The 14136-nt window shown below is 52.6% G+C and carries 10 protein-coding genes; 4 read left to right on the plus strand and 6 right to left on the minus strand.

The features are described from left to right. Positions 1-2: 2 nt before the first annotated feature. On the minus strand, positions 3-1322 hold the full coding sequence (locus EYZ66_RS06915) for a sigma-54 interaction domain-containing protein (RefSeq protein ID WP_040816400.1): 1320 nt from the start codon (positions 1320-1322) through the stop codon (positions 3-5). A 195-nt stretch (positions 1323-1517) separates the two neighbouring features. Here EYZ66_RS06915 and EYZ66_RS06920 point away from each other — a divergent pair, with 195 nt between their 5' ends. The 4 genes from EYZ66_RS06920 (at position 1518) to EYZ66_RS06935 (ending at position 8008) form a co-directional block, all read left to right on the plus strand. Then, complete coding sequence (locus EYZ66_RS06920; RefSeq protein WP_160195630.1) at positions 1518-2414, plus strand: MBL fold metallo-hydrolase; 897 nt, start codon at positions 1518-1520, stop codon at positions 2412-2414. Positions 2415-2437: 23 nt separating this feature from the next. Further along, positions 2438-4114, plus strand: a complete 1677-nt coding sequence (locus EYZ66_RS06925; RefSeq protein WP_009575400.1) for a bifunctional protein tyrosine phosphatase family protein/NAD(P)/FAD-dependent oxidoreductase — start codon at positions 2438-2440, stop codon at positions 4112-4114. A gap of 4 nt (positions 4115-4118) precedes the next feature. Continuing rightward, positions 4119-5843, plus strand: coding sequence for a SulP family inorganic anion transporter (locus EYZ66_RS06930; RefSeq protein ID WP_009575399.1), 1725 nt, complete (start codon positions 4119-4121; stop codon positions 5841-5843). A 191-nt stretch (positions 5844-6034) separates the two neighbouring features. After that, complete coding sequence (locus EYZ66_RS06935) at positions 6035-8008, plus strand: carboxy terminal-processing peptidase (protein WP_235714714.1); 1974 nt, start codon at positions 6035-6037, stop codon at positions 8006-8008. Here the strand turns inward: EYZ66_RS06935 and cysG are convergent. The 5 genes from cysG to EYZ66_RS06960 all read right to left on the minus strand — a co-directional run bounded on the left by cysG (position 8001) and on the right by EYZ66_RS06960 (position 14063). Beyond that, positions 8001-9395, minus strand: a complete 1395-nt coding sequence (gene cysG / locus EYZ66_RS06940) for a siroheme synthase CysG (RefSeq protein ID WP_009575397.1) — start codon at positions 9393-9395, stop codon at positions 8001-8003. The genes EYZ66_RS06935 and cysG overlap by 8 nt on opposite strands. A 4-nt stretch (positions 9396-9399) precedes the next feature. Beyond that, positions 9400-10695, minus strand: coding sequence for a serine--tRNA ligase (gene serS, locus EYZ66_RS06945; RefSeq protein ID WP_009575396.1), 1296 nt, complete (start codon positions 10693-10695; stop codon positions 9400-9402). A gap of 13 nt (positions 10696-10708) precedes the next feature. After that, positions 10709-11092 (minus strand): fluoride efflux transporter CrcB, encoded by a 384-nt coding sequence (gene crcB, locus EYZ66_RS06950; RefSeq protein WP_216088958.1) that lies wholly within the window; start codon positions 11090-11092, stop codon positions 10709-10711. A 74-nt stretch (positions 11093-11166) separates the two neighbouring features. Then, positions 11167-11760 carry an outer membrane lipoprotein periplasmic chaperone LolA gene (gene lolA / locus EYZ66_RS06955; protein ID WP_009575394.1) on the minus strand — a complete coding sequence of 198 codons (594 nt, stop codon included), beginning with the start codon at positions 11758-11760 and terminating at the stop codon, positions 11167-11169. Beyond that, positions 11760-14063: a DNA translocase FtsK gene (locus tag EYZ66_RS06960; RefSeq protein WP_009575393.1), complete on the minus strand. Its 2304-nt coding sequence runs from the start codon at positions 14061-14063 to the stop codon at positions 11760-11762. The genes lolA and EYZ66_RS06960 overlap by 1 nt, the downstream gene beginning before the upstream one ends. Positions 14064-14136 lie beyond the last annotated feature (73 nt).

Raw genomic sequence — 14136 nt, forward strand, 5'->3', positions numbered from 1 at the left:
GTTCAGCTCAAACTTTCAATTTTACGGTACAGGGTCCGAAGGCTGATGCCTGCGTGTTTCGCGGCAGCCTTCTTATCGCCCTGATGCGCTTCTAGTAGCTCTGCAAAATATCGACGCTCGAGTTCTGCCAGAGAGTAATGCGTTAACTTGCTGTTCGGATCGCTAAGCTTTTCGATCCCACCCATGGCGATGGCTCGCTCTTTGAGAAGACGGTTAATGAGATCCTGAGCCAGGACGTTGCCATCGTTAAGCACTGAGGCCCGCAACAAGAAATTTCTGAGTTCACGTATGTTGCCAGGCCAATCCGCCTCTTCTAAAAGGCTCTGCGCGGCTTGCGTTAGGTGGTATCGATTTCTTGGTCCAAGGCTTTCGAGTATCGAGTCGGCAATGACGGGGATATCCGAACGCCTGTCGGTAAGCCTCGGCATGTGAATCGGGAATACGTTGATTCGATAATATAAGTCTAAGCGAAAAGCCCCCTCTTGCACGCGCCGCCAAAGATCGTGATGAGTGGCGCAGATCAACCGAAAATCGGTGTGCTTTGATTCGCTTGATCCGATCGGGCGGTAGCTACCTGTTTCAATGAGTCGGAGTAACTTCACCTGCAAGTTGAGTGGAATATCCCCTACTTCATCTAAAAAGAGTGTTCCTCCGTCAGCTGCAGAAGCCAGACCTTGGCGTTCAAAATTGGCGCCGGTAAAGGCCCCCTTAGTGTGACCGAAGAGCTCGCTTTCAAAGAGTGTCTCAGTTAAGCCTGAGCATTCGAGCGTGACCATGGGGCGCTTACTGCGACCGCTTTGCTGATGAATGGCTTGAGCGATGACCTCCTTGCCCGTGCCTGACTCGCCGAGTAATACAACGGCGATATCGCTGTCTGCCACTCTGCTTACTTGGCTGAGTACCTGACGGAAAGCTGGGTGACTACCTGCGACTTTTACCGGCTCGTGCGTGGTCACTTTGTTCTCGACCGATCGTAGCACTTCGACGAAGTGAGTCACGTTCCCACTGTCATCACGAATCGGTGTCATTTCAACGTCGACGTACTCGCGTCCTCTGGGTGTGTGATGCACATGCAGCACGCGAGTTTTTTTACCTGATGCCCGAGCTTGACGCATGGGGCAATCCTCTCCTGACTGATCACAGGGTTTGTCATAGCCGTGCGATACCGCATAACACTTCGGGGAATTCGTCAGATCGAGCTGACCGAAGGCGGACTCGTAAGCCGCGTTAGTTGCTTCTATCTCGTAATCTTTGGAAACAACAATAGCCGGAAGCTCGATGACATCGAGTAGATCTTTTGGGTTGGTGAGAGTGGATTTCATGCCAATAGTGTCACTTATTTTGTCATTTTTGACAAGGCGCCCGAGTCGCTTTGCGTCATTTTTGACCCACTCGCGTAGCGCGCGTGTAAGGCACTGTTTTTTAACCAGTTTTAATATTGTGAATTGATCCCCAGAAGTGGCACGGTTTTCGCATTGATTGAACGGAAACTCCATTCATACTCATAGAGGTACGTTATGAACCCATTGCCATTTGAGCTTCAAACGACTCATTATCCTGAAGTCGTACCGTTTTATGACGACGACACGAATACGTTTTCATATGTTGTGTATCAGAGGGGCGATTCGCGATGCGCAGTGATTGATTCCGTGCTGGATCTGGATTATCCGTCGGGCACGGTAACCACGGTTGGCGTGCAGCGTATTATTGATTACATCGAGAAGCATCAGCTTGAGCTTGAATGGATTGTCGAGACCCATGTGCACGCGGATCACCTGTCAGCGGCGCCAGTATTGCAGGAGCGCTTGGGGGGCAAGCTGGTCATCGGTAAGAACATCCAAGTCGTGCAGGAGACGTTCGGAAAAGTGTTCAACGAGGGGACTGAATTTAAACGCGACGGTTCACAATTCGATGTATTGGTCGAAGACGGTGAGGAACTCACTATGGGGGACCTGCAGATTAAGGTATTGCACACGCCCGGACATACGCCTGCGTGCATGACCTACATCATTGGTGATGCCGTGTTTGTCGGCGACACATTATTCATGCCCGATGGCGGTACGGCTCGCGTTGATTTTCCCGGCGGCGACGCAAGAACTCTGTATCGGTCCATAAAGCGTGTGCTCTCGTTGCCAGAGAATTTCCGCTTGTTTATGTGCCACGATTACTGCCCAAATGGTCGGGCTCTTGAGTATCAAACCACGGTGGCGGCCGAGAAAAAAAGCAATATTCATGTGAACGACAAGATCAGTGAGGACGAATTTGTCGCCATGCGTGAGGCGCGCGATGCGACCTTAGGTATGCCGCGTTTGATTTTGCCCTCGCTTCAGGTGAACATGAGAGCGGGTCATATGCCGCCGGCCGATAGTGACGGTAGAGTCTTTTTGAAACTACCTGTTAACGCCTTTGTATAATCATAATTCTAAGGGGACGTACTATGAAAACTGCAACCATTAATGACAAGCTGTCTCTCTCTGACCAATTGCTCATCAGCGACATCGCTGATTTGGCGTCGAGTGGCGTGAAAACCATTATTTGTAACCGTCCAGATGGTGAGGACAGTGATCAGTTGACTTTCACCGAAATCCAAGCCGCTGCCGCTCAGTATGGGATTATCGCTATTCATCAAGCGATCACGCCCGGGCAGATCTCAGGCGAACAAGTCGACGCATTTAGGCAGGCGGTTGACGCAGCGGATGGTAAGGTGCATGCCTATTGCCGCACTGGCACGCGGTCGATCACATTGTGGTCCTTAAGTGAGGCGAGAACAGGCGTGCCAGCGGCGACTCTGATTGAGCGCGCAGAGAGCGTGGGCTATGACTTAAGTGGTATGGCTGAGAAATTTGCAGCGGCGAATCCGGATGCGCCTAGGGCCCCTACTCCTAAGGAGTATGACGTAGTCATTGTTGGTGGAGGTGCTGGCGGTATCTCGGTTGCGTCTTCCTTGCTCAAGCGCACACAGGATTTAAGTATTGCCATCGTGGATCCGGCGGAAGTGCACTACTATCAGCCTGGCTGGACCATGGTCGGTGGCGGTGTGTTTACGCAAGAGCAAACCGTTAAATCGATGAGCTCACTCATACCCTCAGGCGTGGTTTGGATTAAAGAGGCTGTGGCCACATTTGCGCCGGCCAGTAACCAAGTGACCTTGGAAGATGCCAGCGTGCTGCAGTACCGTCAGCTGGTTGTGGCGCCCGGGCTCAAGCTGAACTGGGGTGCCGTGGAGGGTCTGACCGAGACCCTTGGGCACAATGGAGTCACCTCAAATTATCGTTATGATTTAGCACCTTACACCTGGAAGTTAGTTCAGGGTCTTAAATCTGGAAAGGCGATCTTCACTCAACCCCCCATGCCTATTAAGTGCGCCGGTGCGCCTCAAAAGGCGATGTATCTATCGAGCGATCACTGGTTAAAAAGTCAGGTGCTTGGCAATATCGATGTCGAGTTCTGTAATGCCGGTGCGGTGCTCTTTGGCGTCCAAGAATACGTGCCTGCTTTGATGGAATACGTCAAAAAATACGATGCAACGCTGTCCTTTAACCACAACCTTGTCAAAATCGATGGCCCCAGTAAAACGGCTTGGTTTGAGGTGAAAGACGCCGAAGGGAATACTCAGGTGGTTGAAAAAACCTTCGATATGATTCACGTCTGCCCCCCGCAGTGCGCTCCCGACTTTGTGGCGCAATCGGAGCTTGCCGATGCCAACGGCTGGGTAGACGTTGATCAAACAACCCTACAACACAAACGTTTCAATAACGTCTGGTCTTTAGGCGATGTCCAGAATGCACCCAACGCGAAAACAGCTGCGGCAGCGCGTGTTCAAGCGCCGATTGTTGCGAACAACCTGCTGCACGAGCTGGGAAGAGAAAACTGGGTTGCTCATTACAACGGTTATGGTAGCTGCCCCCTTACCGTTGAGCGCGGAAAAATTGTGCTCGCCGAGTTCGGCTATGGCGGTAAGCTGTTGCCTAGTTTCCCCTCTTGGGTCTTGAACGGTCGCAAACCCACACGCCTTGCTTGGTGGTTGAAAGAAATTATCCTGCCGCCAATCTACTGGAAAGCCATGCTAAGGGGGCGTGAGTGGATGGTAACCCCCGTCCACGAAAAAGGCTGATTGCATGCAATGGTTCCCCGCGGCACAGTGGCTCAGAGGCTACAATCGCTCGTTGTTCACCGCTGATTTTATCGCGGCGATCATCGTCACGATTATGCTCATCCCGCAATCGCTGGCCTACGCGATGTTGGCCGGGGTGCCTCCAGAGGTTGGGCTGTATGCTTCAGTACTGCCTCTGGTCGCTTACGCCTTGTTTGGCACAAGTCGCACTTTATCGGTAGGGCCCGTTGCCGTCGTCAGTTTGATGACTGCTAGCGCGGTGAGTGACGCGGTTGCGGTAACCGGAGCCGATTATCATCAGGCGGCGATCTTACTGGCCTTGCTCTCCGCTGCGATGTTGATTGGCATGGGCTTGCTGCGATTTGGTTTTTTGGCCAACTTTTTATCGCATCCGGTCGTCTCGGGCTTCATATCTGCCTCTGGGATCATTATTGCGTTGAGCCAGTTGAAGCACGTATTAGGTATTTCGGCTCACGGTGAAACACTGATTGAGCTCGGTGAGTCCCTGTTGGCTCATGTTGCCCAGACGAATGGCTATACTTTGGGCGTTGGCGTGTTTGCCTTGCTCTTCCTGGCGTGGTGTCGAACTTATCTGGGCGTCTCGCTTGTTCGCATGGGATGTTCAAAAGATTTGGCCTCGACATTAACCAAAACCGCGCCTGTTATCTCGATTGCAGCGACCATTGCCCTAGCCTACGGTTTTGACTTAGCAGACCGAGGCGTGGCTATTGTCGGGGCCGTGCCCAGCGGTTTGCCCAGCCTCGGCTTGCCAGCATTCGATTGGCGTTTAATCGAGCAACTCTGGCCCTCCGCTTTGCTCATCTCTATCATCGGCTACGTGGAGTCGATCTCAGTTGGCCGCACTCTGGGAGCAAAACGTCGTCAACGGGTGCACTCTGATCAAGAGCTTATTGGCTTGGGCTCGGCTAATTTGGCCTCTGCTTTGTCCTCTGGCTTTCCGGTGACCGGGGGATTCTCGCGATCCGTTGTTAATTTTGACGCCGGCGCCCAAACTCCAGCAGCAAGTATTATGACGGCGCTCGGCATTGCGTTGGCGGCGATGTTTTTGACCCCCGTTCTTTTTTACCTGCCGAAAGCGACACTGGCCGCCACAATTATTGTCGCTGTGATGAGCCTGGTCGATCTGGGTTTGCTAAAGCGTGCTTGGAGTTATTCTAAGAGCGATGGGTTGGCCCTAGCGGGAACCATCGTCATTACCCTACTGGCGGGCGTTGAAGCAGGTGTTGTAACCGGCGTTGCGCTCTCCATTTTCCTGCACCTATACCACACGTCAAAGCCTCATGTTGCCATTGTCGGAGAAGTCCCAGGCACCCAGCATTTTCGGAATGTTAACCGCCACAAAGTCATCACCGCGCCAACGATTTGCTCGATCCGGATCGACGAAAGTTTGTATTTCCCCAACGCCGCGTACCTCGAAGATGTGGTCTACGCGCAAGTCGCCAAGAATCCAGAGTTAAAGCATGTCGTGTTGATGTGCTCGGCGGTCAACGTGATCGATCTGAGCGCTCTTGAAGCCCTGGAGATGATTAACGAGAGGCTGACAGAGCTTGGTATTGGTCTGCACTTGTCTGAGGTTAAAGGGCCCGTGATGGACGCTTTGGAGCGCTCCCACCTGCTACACGCCTTGAACGGTCACGTCTATTTGTCGCAACACGAGGCTTTCACTCAATTACAGTCTGGGGCTGGGGCTTCTCGACTGGGGGACTAACGCTGTTTAGGGCTGGCTAGCGCTGAAATAAGCCGCCATAATGGTGCTTCTTTCGTTTGTAGCTACTAACTATGTTTTTGCGCTTAATTTTAATCACCCTTTTACTGTCAACCACCGCACTCGGTCTTGCGCTTGAGTCTAGCGAGGGGCCTTTAAAGTTCACAGATGAGCAGACGAAAACTCTGCAGGAGATGATCAAAAATTTGGAGCGCAGGCATTACGCCGCAAAAGCCTACGACGATAATCTATCGATGATGCATCTCGAGCGCTATATCGATACCTTAGATCCTCGCAAGCTTTATTTTACGATTCAAGATGTTAAAGCATTCTCTCGCCACGGTCCCTTGCTTGATGATCAAGCCAAAGAGCGTACCCTGCAGGCGGCGATCGAGGTGTATTCGATCTACTACGAGCGTCGAGTCGCTCGTTTATCGGGGTTTCTGGATAACATGGCCGCTCAGATTGCCCAGCTCGATTTTAACGCAGATGATTATCTTGAGTTGGACGCTGAGAACCTCACCTGGGCAGATACCGAAGAAGCCTTGCAGGTGCGTTGGCGGCTACAGTTCAAAAATGATGTGCTGAATCTAAAACTTGCAAAAAAAAGCGACGAAGAGATCGTTAAGACGCTTAGTAAGCGTTATGGCTATCAGCTCAAAGAAGCGCAGCGCACGACCGAGCGCGATGTGTTTAGCGTCTATGCGAATGCTCTAGCGAGCCTGTACGGGCCGCATACGTCTTACTATTCGCCCAGACAATCAGAAAACTTTGATATCGAGATGTCCCTATCGCTAGAGGGTATCGGTGCCCTGCTTCAGCTTGACGAGGATTATGTCAAAGTCAGCCGGATTGTGCCTAAAGGTCCGGCAGATAAACACGGGCAGTTGAAGGCCGCGGATCGCATTATTGGCGTTGCCCAGGGCCCAGAGGGTGAAATGGTCGACGTGATCGGCTGGCGGCTTTCTGAGGTCGTTGATTTGATTCGAGGCCCAAAGGGCACAACGGTTCGACTGGAAATTATTCCCGCTAAGTCTTTTGGCTCCGGTGAAACTCAAGTCATCGAAATCGTCCGCAATGAGGTTAAGCTCGAGGAGCAAGCTGCGCAGGCAGATGTCATAGAAATTCAGCGAGATAGCAGAACGTATAGGATTGGAGTCATAGATATTCCAACCTTTTACATGGATTTTGAAGCCGCAAGTCGAGGCGACCCAAACTACCGGAGCACGTCACGTGATGTTCGGCGCCTGCTCGATGAACTCGAAGCCAAACACGTCGATGCCGTGCTGATCGACTTGCGCAATAACGGTGGCGGCTCACTGCGTGAGGCCAATGATCTCACGGGCCTATTTATTGATTATGGTCCGACGGTGCAGATCAAGCATTCGTCTGGCAATATTTGGCGTGATGGCAAACGTGAGCGCGGTAATTATTACTCGGGGCCTATGGGGGTCATTATTAACCGCCTGAGTGCCTCTGCATCAGAGATCTTTGCGGGTGCCATACAAGATTACGGACGCGGCTTGATCATCGGCAATGAATCATTTGGTAAAGGTACAGTGCAGACCTTTGCAGCACTGACCGAGGGACAACTTAAAGTCACCGAGTCTAAGTTCTACCGTATATCAGGTGACTCTACACAGCATCGCGGTGTAACCCCTGATGTTGTGCTCCCCTCGCTTTACGACCCTGAAGATATTGGTGAGAGCACCATGGACTTTCCCTTGCCTTGGGATCAAATTCGAGCGGTACCACGACAAACTTACGGAGACTATGAGGCACTGCTGCCGCGCTTGATTGCGTCGTCACAACAACGGCAATTAGCGGAGCCTCATCTGGTCTTGTTGCGCGAGCAAATTGAGCTTGCGAATCGAGACCGAGAGCAAACGCGGCTTTCTTTAAATTTCGAGGAACGGCAGAAAGCCCGTGAGGAGCGCAACGCGCGTTGGCTTGCGATCGAGAACAAGCGGCGTGCACTGGAGGGAGAAGAGCCACTTCTTACGCTCGAGCAGGATGACGACGAGAGTGCTGGTGAGACGGACGAACAAGAACAGCGTAACGCGATCGACACCGAGCACGATGCCCTGCTGCTGGAATCTGCGCAAGTGATCACTGACGCGCTGGCTTTTAGTCAAGAGCCCCTGCTGGCCCGACCAGCCGTTAAGTAATTACCTCTAGAGTCGGGCGATTATACCAGCTGAGTTTCTGGTGAAGCTTTATGACCTGCCCCACCAGTATCAATGTGGGGCCATCCCAGCTCTGTTGTTCGGCTTTAGCCACAATATCTTCAAGAGAGCCGATCAATATAAGCTGAGTCGGTAGGGTTGCATTTTGGATAAGAGCAATTGGCGTTGTCGGTGCTCTGCCCGCATCGAGCAAGCGCGTGACGACGCTATCGAGCGCCTTTAAGCCCATATAAACGACTAGAGTCTCATCAGCAGAGCCGCAATCCTCCAGAGTCAAAACCGGTGTGTCTTGCTTTAAATACCCCGGAACAAAACGCACTGATTGGGCGTAGTCCCGATGCGTTAAAGGAATACCCGCATAGCTGGCAGCGCCCGCCGCCGAGGTTATACCCGGAACGACCTGAAATGGCACGTCGTGCTCGGCGAGTAACTCGAGCTCTTCTCCACCTCTGCCAAAAATGAAAGGGTCACCACCCTTAAGTCTGACAACTTTGAGGCCTTGTTGGGCAAGCTCGAGCAGAGTGTGATTGATATCAGACTGAGCCACAGCGTGCTGATCTCTTTGCTTGCCGACGTAAATACGTTGTGCGTCTCGCCGCGCTAAATCCAACACTGCCTGCGATACTAGACGATCGTACAGGACCACGTCGGCGCGCTGCAGTAGCCGCAAGGCTTTGAAAGTCAATAGATCAGGATCGCCGGGACCTGCTCCAATTAAGGCCACATCGCCGCGCTGATAATTACTGCTTATTAGAAGATCGCTGGCGAATCGCTCGGCGGTCTCAGTATTGCCGTTAAGAACAGCTTCAGCGGCTTCGCTCTCCACTAGCGTTTCGTAGTAGAGACGTCGTTCGCTCTCGGTAGCTAGAGCGGCTTTAACACGGTCGCGCAGGGAGCCAACAAAGCGCGCGAGTAATCCGTAGTTGTTTGGCAACCAAGCTTCCAGCCGTTTACGTAACAAGCGCGCAAGTACAGGACTCTTGCCACTGCTCGAAATGCCAATAATGATGGGGTTGCGATCGACAATGGCGGGAAAGATAAATGAGCACAGGTCTGGCTCGTCGACCACATTGATGGGAATGTTGCGCTCGTTCGCTTCGGCGGCTAACCAAGTGTGTACGTCGTGATCTGAAGTGGCGGCAATGATGAGCCTCTTACCTTCGAGGTCGCTGGCTTTAACTTTGCGCTGAACATACCGATCGTCTGGTGTTAATAAAGTCTGCAATTCAGAACATATGTCGGGTGCCACAACGCACAGTGTCGCCGAGGCTCTCTTTAATAGGGTTGCCTTGCGGGCGGCGACAGGGCCCGCACCGACCAACAAAACCTCAGCGTCTCTGAGATTGAAGGCAAGAGGCAGATAATCCATTACTTTACCCTTGTATAACCTCGACGCCTCTCATATAGGGCACGAGCGCTCGCGGTATAACAATCGAACCATCTTCTTGCTGATAGTTCTCTAGCAAGGCTACCAAGGTTCTTCCAACGGCTAGCCCAGAGCCGTTCAAGGTGTGAACGAGTTCGGGCTTGCCCGTCTCTGGGTTGCGCCAACGAGCTTGAAGTCTACGCGCCTGATAGTCACCAAAGTTAGAGCACGATGAGATCTCGCGATATGCGCTTTGGCCAGGTAACCAAACCTCAAGATCGTAGGTTTTTTGCGCGGAAAACCCCAGATCACCGCCGCACAATACCACCTTGCGATACGGCAATTCTAAAGCTTGCAAGATCGCTTCAGCGTGCCCGGTCAGCGCTTCAAGCGCCGCTTCCGAGTCATTGGGGCGGACAATCTGGACGAGCTCCACCTTTTCAAACTGATGTTGTCGGATCATGCCTCGTGTGTCTCGGCCAGAGGCCCCGGCTTCACTGCGAAAACACGGCGTATGACAGGCGAATTTTAAGCCATACTCGAGTTGCTCGGCGCTGAGGATCTCGTCCCGAACCAGGTTGGTCACCGGAACCTCGGCCGTGGGCGTTAGATAAAATGCATGCTCTGTTTGGAGCTTGAACAAGTCTTCCTCAAACTTAGGTAGCTGCCCTGTGCCTTGCAATGAGGTCGCATTGACAATGTAAGGCACATAGACCTCTTGATAGCCATGTTGCTCGGTGTGAGTGTCGAGCATAAATTGCGTGAGAGCCCGGTGCAGTCGGGCGAGGCCTGATTGCAATACCGTGAAACGAGAGCCCGCTATCTTAGCCCCTTGCTCTTGACTGAGCTGACGCAAGGCCTCACCCAAATCAACGTGATCCTTGGGCTCGAAATCGAAGATTCTGGGTTCGCCCCAGCGATAGACCTCTTGGTTATCCTCTTCGCTACTGCCAGCAGGAACCTGCGTGCTCGGGATGTTCGGCGTTGCTAGAAGCATCGCTTCCAATTTTCCTTGGATTTCTTTCGCTTCCTGAGTGGCTGCGCCGAGCTGCTCGTCGATAAGCTCGAGGATGGCGGCGACTTCCGCTTTGGCCTCGTCAACGCTTTTGCCTGAAGCAACTAAGCTTCCAATTTTCTTAGAGGCTTGCTTCCGCTGTGCCTGTAAGTCCTGTGCGCTGATATCCGCTTGCTTGCGTGCAGCATCAAGTCGCTCGAAGGCTTCGCGATCGAAAGCAAATCCTTTGACCGCTAGTTTCGCAACCACTTCATCCAAATTGTTACGTATGTACTTCAGATCTAACATAATATTCCAGCAATTAACTAAGAGTTCTCGCCGCGTAAATGCCCGCCATTGCGCCGCCGACGCAGAGAATGACAGAGGCCGCGATATAGCTTGCAGCAAGAGCTGCTCGCCCGTTGTGTATTAACTGTACTGTCTCGAGTGAAAATGACGAGAACGTTGTGAAGCCGCCTAACAAACCGGTCATGAGGAATAGCCTTAGCCAATCCGCATGGACTACGCGGTCGGCGAATATAACGCTTATTAACCCAATAACAAACGAGCCGATGACATTCACCACGAAGGTCCCTGTGGGAAAGGCAGAGACAAAATGGCTGGCGATCCAATGACCCAGCGCGGCTCTGAAGCCCGCCCCTAAACCGCCGCCAGCCATGATCACACAAAGCATCCGCCAGTCCAAACCAACACCCTACGCCGTTAAAGGGGTTATTGTACCTTGTTTGCAGACAAGATCCGACTCGCCGCAATCACAAATTACTGAATTTCTGTGCCGGGTGGGGGGTTAAACGTAAAAACATCTTCGGGGAAGTGTCCCGGTTTAGTGTTGACTATCTCGATAAGGCTGCGATGCCCAAGACTTGTGTGTATTTCTATGCTTCGGGGATAGCCCTCTCGGGTTAAGGCTATGCGGATGGCTTGAATTTGGCTGTCGCTATCGCGCGGGGCAAGGGACAACTGATCGTCGGTTTCTGTCACCGCATAACGCTGTTCGAGAACGCTTTTATTGCCGCTAAATAAAGCAAGCGTTGCTTGATCGCCACTGCTCTCGTTTGAATGAAACGTCGCCACTTCTAACCAAGGATCGTAATGCCATACGCCGATTGCAGTAGCATAAAACGTCTGAGGATCCGGCGTTTGAACTTCCCACAGCGCATAATTGGGGCGTTGCAGGATCAAATCACCCTCGCTCGTTCTGATGAGGGTGCCGTTAACATCGTACTCAAATTGCGTGAACGAAGCACTTAAACCGTCCCAAGACAGCCAGCGGTCAAAGACCGATTCCGAAGCCGCGCTCGTCGACGTGATAAATAAGTACAGCATCGTGGCTGTAATGAGTCGTAAGTGCATCAGACATCTACCGGTGGAGGTGCCAACACATCGCGCTGTCCGTTATGTCCCATCGTTGAAACAACGCCCGCAGCCTCCATTGCTTCGATCAGTCGAGCGGCACGGTTGTAACCGATACGCAACTTGCGTTGTACCGAGGATATTGACGCTCTGCGCGATTCCAAAACGAAATGTACGGCTTCGTCATACAGAGGGTCCGCCTCGGGATCATCACCACCACTGCTTTGCAGCTCTTGAGCGGTCACGGGGGTATTGCCGCCCTCTTCCAGCAAACCTTCGATGTAGTCGGGCTTACCGCGTTTTTTCCAATCGGCAACAACGCGGTGTACTTCGTCATCCGAGCAAAAAGCGCCGTGGACACGGGTCGGAAGTCCCGATCCTGGCGGTAAATAAAGCATGTCGCCATGTCCTAGCAGCTGCTCGGCGCCACCCTGATCCAAAATGGTTCGGCTGTCTATCCGAGAGGACACTTGAAACGCAATACGGGTGGGTACGTTGGCTTTGATTAAGCCGGTAATCACATCGACCGAAGGTCTTTGTGTTGCCAGTATGAGATGAATGCCCGCGGCCCTCGCTTTTTGAGCAATACGAGCGATTAGCTCTTCGACTTTTTTGCCCACAATCATGATCATGTCGGCGAACTCGTCGATGACAACGACGATCGAGGGCAAGTGCTCTAGTGCTGGTGGCACTGGTTCTTGATCAGCAAACATGACGTCTTTGCTGGGTCGCCATGTTGGATCAGTAATAACCTCACCCGCCCGCTTTGCGTCCTCGATTTTGCGGTTATAACCGCTTAAGTTTCTAACCCCAAGCGAGGCCATGACTTTGTAGCGGCGCTCCATCTCAGCGACACACCAGCGCAAGCCATTGGCAGCATCTTTCATGTCGGTAATCACCGGCGTGAGCAAATGTGGGATGCCATCGTACACCGATAGCTCAAGCATTTTTGGGTCGACGAGTAACAAACGAACATCGTCTGGTGTGCATTTATACAGCAAGCTTAACAGCATTGCGTTGACGCCTACCGACTTGCCAGAGCCCGTTGTGCCCGCCACCAAGAGATGTGGCATTTTTGCAAGATCTGCGACGACGGGTAGACCCGAGATGTCGTGACCTAGTGCCAAGGTCAACGGCGATTTCGCTGTGTCAAAGGCTCGGGACGAGAGCACCTCGCGAAAATTCACGATTTCTCGATCTTCGTTGGGTATCTCGATGCCCACCACGGACTTGCCAGGAATGACCTCTACCACCCGAACACTAATAACGGCAAGACTGCGGGCCAAGTCCTTGGCAAGGTTGGAAATGCGCGAGACCTTGACACCCGCTGCCGGCTGGATTTCGAACCGTGTAATTACGGGGCCCGGGTACACTGCGACCACTTCGGCCGTAATACCAAAATCTTTGAGCTTGAGTTCGAGCAGGCGTGACATCCCCTCTAGAGCCTCTTTACTGAAGCCTTTATTGGGGTCATGGGATGCGGGATCTAGCAGTTCGAGTGCCGGCAATTCTCCTGCAGGAACCATGTCTTGAAATAGATTGACCTGCTTTTCTTTCTCGGCTCGCTCGCTTTTCTCGACGGGTTTACTGGGCGCCTTTATTTTGGGCGGAGTGCGCAATTTTTGCGTTTCGACGTGCTGCTGTATTTCGATCTTGCGAGACAGTTGCGCTCGTGCTTTTGCTCGTTTTTCCCGTATTTTTCCTACTTGGTAATAGCACCAATGCCAACTTGCGCTGCAGTAACGTATCGTCCGTTCGCCTAAGGCGTCCATCACTTTCAGCCAGCTGAGCCCGGTGAATATGCTGATCCCAAAGAGAAACAAGGCAACCAATAAAACGCGAGCGCCGAGGCCAGAAAACCAGTCGTTGAATACCTGCCCCACCATCAGGCCGACAATACCGCCCGCGCCCTGCGGTAGATTTGAGGCGCCTGCTTGATTCAAAGACGCCAAGGCACAGCCAGCGCCCACAATGAGAGCCAGGCCTAGGCTTCGCAGGGCCACCAGTTCGCGCCAGCGATCGGCGTCGCCCATGCGCTCAAGAACCATTTGAATCGCCTTGATAGCGAGTAGGATTGGCACGCCGAATGCCCAATAGCCAATGAGAGAAAAGCTAATATCGGCAAGGTAGGCCCCAAAAACACCCGCCGAATTGAGCGTTTGGTCGTTGAGCCCCGATGTGGACCATGCCGGATCGCTGGGGCTGTACGAAAATAAAGCAATTAACAAATAAATACAGCTCGCCGTGACGCCAATCAGTGCGCCTTCTGCAAGTCGATTTCGTACGGTGTTGTTGGATGTCATGGCGCTATAGTATCCCGATACTTCATTGGATTAAAAGGCCAACAACAAACGTGCCCCATGCTTTGCCCCGACG

The organism is Aequoribacter fuscus (assembly GCF_009910365.1).
Lineage (GTDB): Bacteria > Pseudomonadota > Gammaproteobacteria > Pseudomonadales > Halieaceae > Aequoribacter > Aequoribacter fuscus.

What these genes read in the sequence shown, in the direction of transcription:
- EYZ66_RS06915 (WP_040816400.1), bottom strand. Translation starts at nt 1,322, where the DNA reads ATGAAATCCACTCTCACCAACCCAAAAGATCTACTCGATGTCATCGAG.
- EYZ66_RS06920 (WP_160195630.1), top strand. Translation starts at nt 1,518, where the DNA reads ATGAACCCATTGCCATTTGAGCTTCAAACGACTCATTATCCTGAAGTC.
- EYZ66_RS06925 (WP_009575400.1), top strand. Translation starts at nt 2,438, where the DNA reads ATGAAAACTGCAACCATTAATGACAAGCTGTCTCTCTCTGACCAATTG.
- EYZ66_RS06930 (WP_009575399.1), top strand. Translation starts at nt 4,119, where the DNA reads ATGCAATGGTTCCCCGCGGCACAGTGGCTCAGAGGCTACAATCGCTCG.
- EYZ66_RS06935 (WP_235714714.1), top strand. Translation starts at nt 6,035, where the DNA reads ATGATCAAAAATTTGGAGCGCAGGCATTACGCCGCAAAAGCCTACGAC.
- cysG (WP_009575397.1), bottom strand. Translation starts at nt 9,395, where the DNA reads ATGGATTATCTGCCTCTTGCCTTCAATCTCAGAGACGCTGAGGTTTTG.
- serS (WP_009575396.1), bottom strand. Translation starts at nt 10,695, where the DNA reads ATGTTAGATCTGAAGTACATACGTAACAATTTGGATGAAGTGGTTGCG.
- lolA (WP_009575394.1), bottom strand. Translation starts at nt 11,760, where the DNA reads ATGCACTTACGACTCATTACAGCCACGATGCTGTACTTATTTATCACG.
- EYZ66_RS06960 (WP_009575393.1), bottom strand. Translation starts at nt 14,063, where the DNA reads ATGACATCCAACAACACCGTACGAAATCGACTTGCAGAAGGCGCACTG.